This window comes from Xanthomonas sp. SHU 166, from assembly GCF_000364685.1.
In the GTDB taxonomy this organism is placed as follows: domain Bacteria; phylum Pseudomonadota; class Gammaproteobacteria; order Xanthomonadales; family Xanthomonadaceae; genus Xanthomonas_A; species Xanthomonas_A sontii.
On sequence record NZ_AQOJ01001012.1, the window covers coordinates 1 to 4,618 of the forward strand.

Sequence of the window (4,618 nt, forward strand, 5' to 3'; positions counted from 1 at the left end):
TTGGCCAGATAGACCAGGATCGCGTTGGAATCGGCGAGCACCCTGCCGCTGTCGTCGATCACCGGTATCTGTCCGAGCGGATTCAGCGCCAGGAACGCCGGTTGCCGTTGCGCGCCGGCGGCGAGATCCACATCGATGGTCTCGAACGGCAGTCCGAGCAGCGACAGGAACAGGCGCACCCGGTGCGCGTGTCCGGACAGGGGCGCGGAATAGACCCGGATCGGAGCGGCGGGACGATCGGTGCCGCGAGGACTGAGGGTGGACATGGAACGGCTCCGCAATCGTGCATCGCCGGGGATCGGCGACGATCGGCTGCAGCCTAGCGCTGGCCGCGGCCGGCAAGAAGGCGGACAATGCGAGAAACATTATCCTTTCCGGAAGGACAATCGGGCATGGCCGACCTGCGCGACGTCAACCTGAATCGTCTGGCGATCTTCGTCGCAGTGGTCGAGGCCGGCTCGCTGACTGCCGCGGCCGAGCGGCTCGGCCTGGCCAAGACGGTGGTCAGCACGCACATGCAGCGCCTGGAATCGGAGGTCGGCGCGAACCTGCTGGTGCGCACGACGCGACGGCTGAGCGTGACCGACGCCGGACGCGGGTTCTACGAGGCGTGCCGCGACATCGTGCGCGCGGCCGAGCATGCGCTGCAGACGGTGTCTCCCGATGCCGGCCCGTTGCGTGGCGCGCTGCGGGTCAGCGTGCCGGTCGACTACGGCGCGCAGGTGGTGGCCCCGGCGGTGGTCGCTTTGCGCGACAGGCACCCTCGCCTCGATGTCGAACTGGTCGCGAACGATCGCATCGTCGATCTGGTCGCCGACAATCTCGATGTGGCGATCCGCATCGGCCGTCTCGCCGATTCGACCTACCGCGCGGTACGGCTCGGCAGCTATGCGGTGTGGCCGGTCGCCAGCCCGCAGTTCGTCGCGCGCCACGGGCTGCCGCGCGACCCGGCGGCGCTGGCTGCGCTCCCCTTCGTGCTGCTGTCCAGCATTGCCCGTCCGCGCACCCTGGAGCTGGTCAATGCGCGCGGCGACAGCGTCGCGGTGCGCTGCGTGCCGCACTTCGTCGCCAATACCGCGACCGGCTGCCGCGCGATCGTGCTGGCCGGTGGCGCGTTCGGCCTGCTGACGGATTTCTCCACCGCCGCCGACGTCGCCGCCGGCCGGCTGGTGCGTCTGTTGCCGGCGTGGCGTTCGGCATCGTTCGGCATCCATGCGGTATACCCGCCGACGCGGCTGCCATCGCCGAAGGTGCGCGCCTTCATCGATGCGATGAAGGCGCGGATCGCATCGATGCGCACCGAAGCGGAGGGCGGCACGGCGGCCGTTGCCGGTGCGGCGCCTGCACGTGCGCGGCGACGGCCAGCGCGCTGATCGCGCGCCGGTCGCCGTGCCGCCGATCAATAGTCGTAGCTGACGCTCAACCGCAGCGACCGCGGCGCCTGGCGCAGCAGTGCCGCACCGTACACCGGATCCGGATTGCCGGGTCCCGTCTCCGAGTACGGATACTTCCACAGCGTGGCCTGGCCGTTGAAGACGTTGAACACGTCCAGGGTGAAGGCCAGTTTGCGGTCGGCGTAGGCCGGCCGCCACGACACGCCGAGATCCAGTTGCTGCAGCCACGGCAGGCGGCCCTGGCTGCCCGGAGGCGCCGGTTGGCCCTGGTAGTAGTGATAGGCGATGCCGTAGCCGGAAGGGTCGCTGTGGTCGGGGCCGTAGGAGCCCAGCGCACTGAACGGCGAACCGGAGATCAGCTTGAGGTTGGCCGACACCAGCCATGCGGGGTTGAGCTGGTAGTAGCCGTAGAACTTGAACTGATGGGTGTGGTCGTTGCTCTGCGGGCCGTTGGTGTGCTCCATCAGCTGCGCGAAGTCCCAGGCCTGGGTGGTGGACACCGCGGTCTGGCCGATGCCCGACAGCAACTGGCCCTCGGTGGTGCCGTAGCTGCGCGACCAGGTGTAGTCGAGGCGGCCGTACCAGCGCTGGTCGAACGGATGCTCCAGCGACAGGTTGAGTCCGTAGTAGTTGCGCTTGAACGCCGGGAAGCCGAACTGCGCGTTGCTCAGCGGCACCTTGACGTAGTTGCCCGAGGTGTCGACCAGGGTGAAGGTGTTGGCCCGGCCCGGGTTGATCAGCCAGCAGCTGACCGGATTGCTGGCCAGGGTCACCGTGTGCCCTTGCGCCGCGGCGGCGGCGAACACGGTATCGCTGTCGCAGTAGTCGTCCACGCCGCTGCGCAGGACGCGGTAGGTGCCCTTGGCGCCGTAGACCCAGCTGTCGCCCCAGGCCTTGGTGAAGCCGAGGATGAACTCGTCCTGGAACGAGGGTTTGATGCCTTGCGTGGCGACGGTCTTGGGGTCGGGCAGGATGCCGTAGTTGTTGTTGGACGAGACCGCACCGGAGATCTGGGTCAGGCCGGTGGGGTAGCCGTTGGCGTCGATGCCGCCATAGGTGTAATAGGTCGAGGTGGCCAGGGTGGCGCCAGCGGCGTTGAATGCCGGGTTCAGCGGCAGCGCCAGGTAATAGCGGCCGGCGTTGCCGTACACCTTGAAGCGCGCATCGCCGTCGACGTCCCAGCTGAAACCCAGCCGTGGCGCCCATTGCCCGCTGGTCTGCTTGATGTACGGCGCGCCGTCGCGGTTGTAGTTGGTGAACTGGTCCAGGCGCAGGCCGAGGTTGAGCAACAGCCGGTCGTTGACTTGCCAGTTGTCCTCCACGTACTGCGCGCGCTGCGCCGAGCGCACCGAGGCCAGCGCGCTGTAGATGTACTTGCGCACGTAGTAGCCGTCCTGGCCGTTGGGGTAGCCGCCGGTGGCGGGTACGCCGAGGCCGGTGTTGATCGGCACGTTGGGGTTGGCCTGGCCGTAGATCCAGTAGTAGCCGTCGCCCGAAGCCACCGAGCCGCGGTTGAGCGCGCGTGCGTTCTGGTTGTCGATGCCGATGGTGATGCTGTGCGCGCCGATGGCGTAGTTCAGGTCCAGGCGCAGGTTGTCGGTGCGGTTGCCGCGCGCCGGATCGACCAGCAACGCGGTGGTCTGCGCATTGGTGATCGGGGTGCCGCCGGTGTAGGCCGGGTTCTGGAAGCCGGGGCTGGAGAGATAGGTCAGCGTGCCGTTGTAGTTGGGGTTGCGGCTGTAGTCGTCGGTACGCTGCTGGCCGTAGAGGGCGCTGAAGGTCAGGCGGTCGGTGAGGTAGCCGGTGTACTTGGCGCTCCACAGGTCGCCGCCGGTCTTGGTGGTGTCGGCGTTGCCGCGCAGGGCGCCGATGTCGCGGCCGCTGTACTGGTAGTACTTGCCGCGGGTGACATAGCGGCTGGACGCCCCGGTGATTTCCAGCAGCTGGCTGTCGCTGATGTTCCAGTCGAGCTTGGCGTACCAACTCGGCCGGCGGTACTGGTAGTCGTAGTAGTAGGGCCCCGGCGTGGTCTCGCGTGCGCCGTAGAAGCGATCGCCGTCCTGGCGTTGCAGTTCGTAGGCGCCGAAGAAGAACAGCCGGTCCTGGATCAGCGGGCCGCCGGCGTAGACGCTCTGGGTGCTGAGGGTGGAGCCGCTCTTGCTGTCCGGGCGGTACAGCGCGCCGTTGCCGGGCGCGTACACGTCCTTCTTTGCGGAGCGCAGGCCGTCCGGTTCCCAGGTCGCCTGGCCGCCGAAATGCCATTCGTTGCTGCCGCGCTTGCCGACGGCGTTGATCACGCCGCCGTCGGAACGGCCGTACTTGGCGCTGTAGCCGCCGGTGTAGACCTCCAACTGGTCGATGCTGCCGTAGGGCAGGGTCAGTCCGCCCAGTCCGCGCAGCGGGTCGGTGGTGTTGAAGCCATTGATGTAATAGGCGTTCTCCGCGGCCGAAGAGCCGCCGAAGCTGAGCAGCTGCGCGCCGGTCGGGCCGATGTAGGTACCGCTGCCGCTGTTGCCGGCCACGCCGGGCGCCAGTTGCGCGATGGCCTCGGCCGAGCGGCCCAGCGGCAGGCGCTGCAACTGTTCGGCATTGATCACGGTACGCGAATCCACGCTGCTCACGTCGATCGCGGCGGCGGCGCGGTCGGCGCTGACCTGGACGCCGGCCAGGCTGGTGGTGGCGGGGCTGAAGGAGACGTCGGTGACGGCGCCGACGGTGAGGCTGATGCCGTCGCGGCTGCCCAGCACGCTGCCGTCGGCGCCCTTGGCGATGATGGTGTAGGTGCCCAGCGGCAACTGGGCGATGCTGTAGCGGCCGCGCGCATCCACGGCGACCTCGCGGCTGAGGCCGCTGTCGCTGCGCACCAGGATGCGCTGGGTATCGGCGGGCGCCTGACCGGCGACGGCACCGGTGGTGGACTGGGCCTGGGCCGGCGGGAGGGCGAGGGCGGCACTCAGGGCCAGGGCGAGCAGGGCGGGCCTGCGGAGGGAGCGATGGTTGTGCATGCGGAAGGCGACTCGGGTGGTGGGGGCGGGGGGCCGCCGCGCCGACTCGAATCCGCCCGTCCTGGATGATGCGGTATGCGCGGTAACGTTCCCCCGCTCCATTAACCTTAATGGGACGCCATCACAGAAATGCCGCGTCGTTATGTCGGCGGCACCAATGGTTATGTCGGCTGTTGGACGTTGTGGGCGACCGTACCCTCACCCCAACCCCTCTCCCGG

General features: G+C 68.5%; 3 protein-coding genes. 1 reads left to right on the plus strand and 2 read right to left on the minus strand.

All coding sequences use genetic code 11. The features are described 5' to 3' along the window. A partial coding sequence (locus D180_RS22300) for a glutathione S-transferase N-terminal domain-containing protein (RefSeq protein ID WP_198526597.1) occupies positions 1-266 on the minus strand: 266 nt, incomplete at its 3' end. Between the two features lie 126 nt (positions 267-392). Between D180_RS22300 and D180_RS22305 the strand changes: the two genes are divergently transcribed. After that, a complete protein-coding gene (locus D180_RS22305) occupies positions 393-1,373 on the plus strand; it encodes a LysR family transcriptional regulator (RefSeq protein WP_017914511.1) in 981 nt (326 codons plus the stop codon). A gap of 26 nt (positions 1,374-1,399) precedes the next feature. Here the strand turns inward: D180_RS22305 and D180_RS22310 are convergent, their stop codons facing one another. Further along, positions 1,400-4,399, minus strand: coding sequence for a TonB-dependent receptor (locus D180_RS22310; protein WP_017914512.1), 3,000 nt, complete (start codon positions 4,397-4,399; stop codon positions 1,400-1,402). Positions 4,400-4,618: the final 219 nt, after the last annotated feature.

Excerpts from the sequence above, each read along its gene's own strand:
- D180_RS22310 (WP_017914512.1), bottom strand. The coding sequence starts at position 4,399 with ATGCACAACCATCGCTCCCTCCGCAGGCCCGCCCTGCTCGCCCTGGCC.
- D180_RS22305 (WP_017914511.1), top strand. The coding sequence starts at position 393 with ATGGCCGACCTGCGCGACGTCAACCTGAATCGTCTGGCGATCTTCGTC.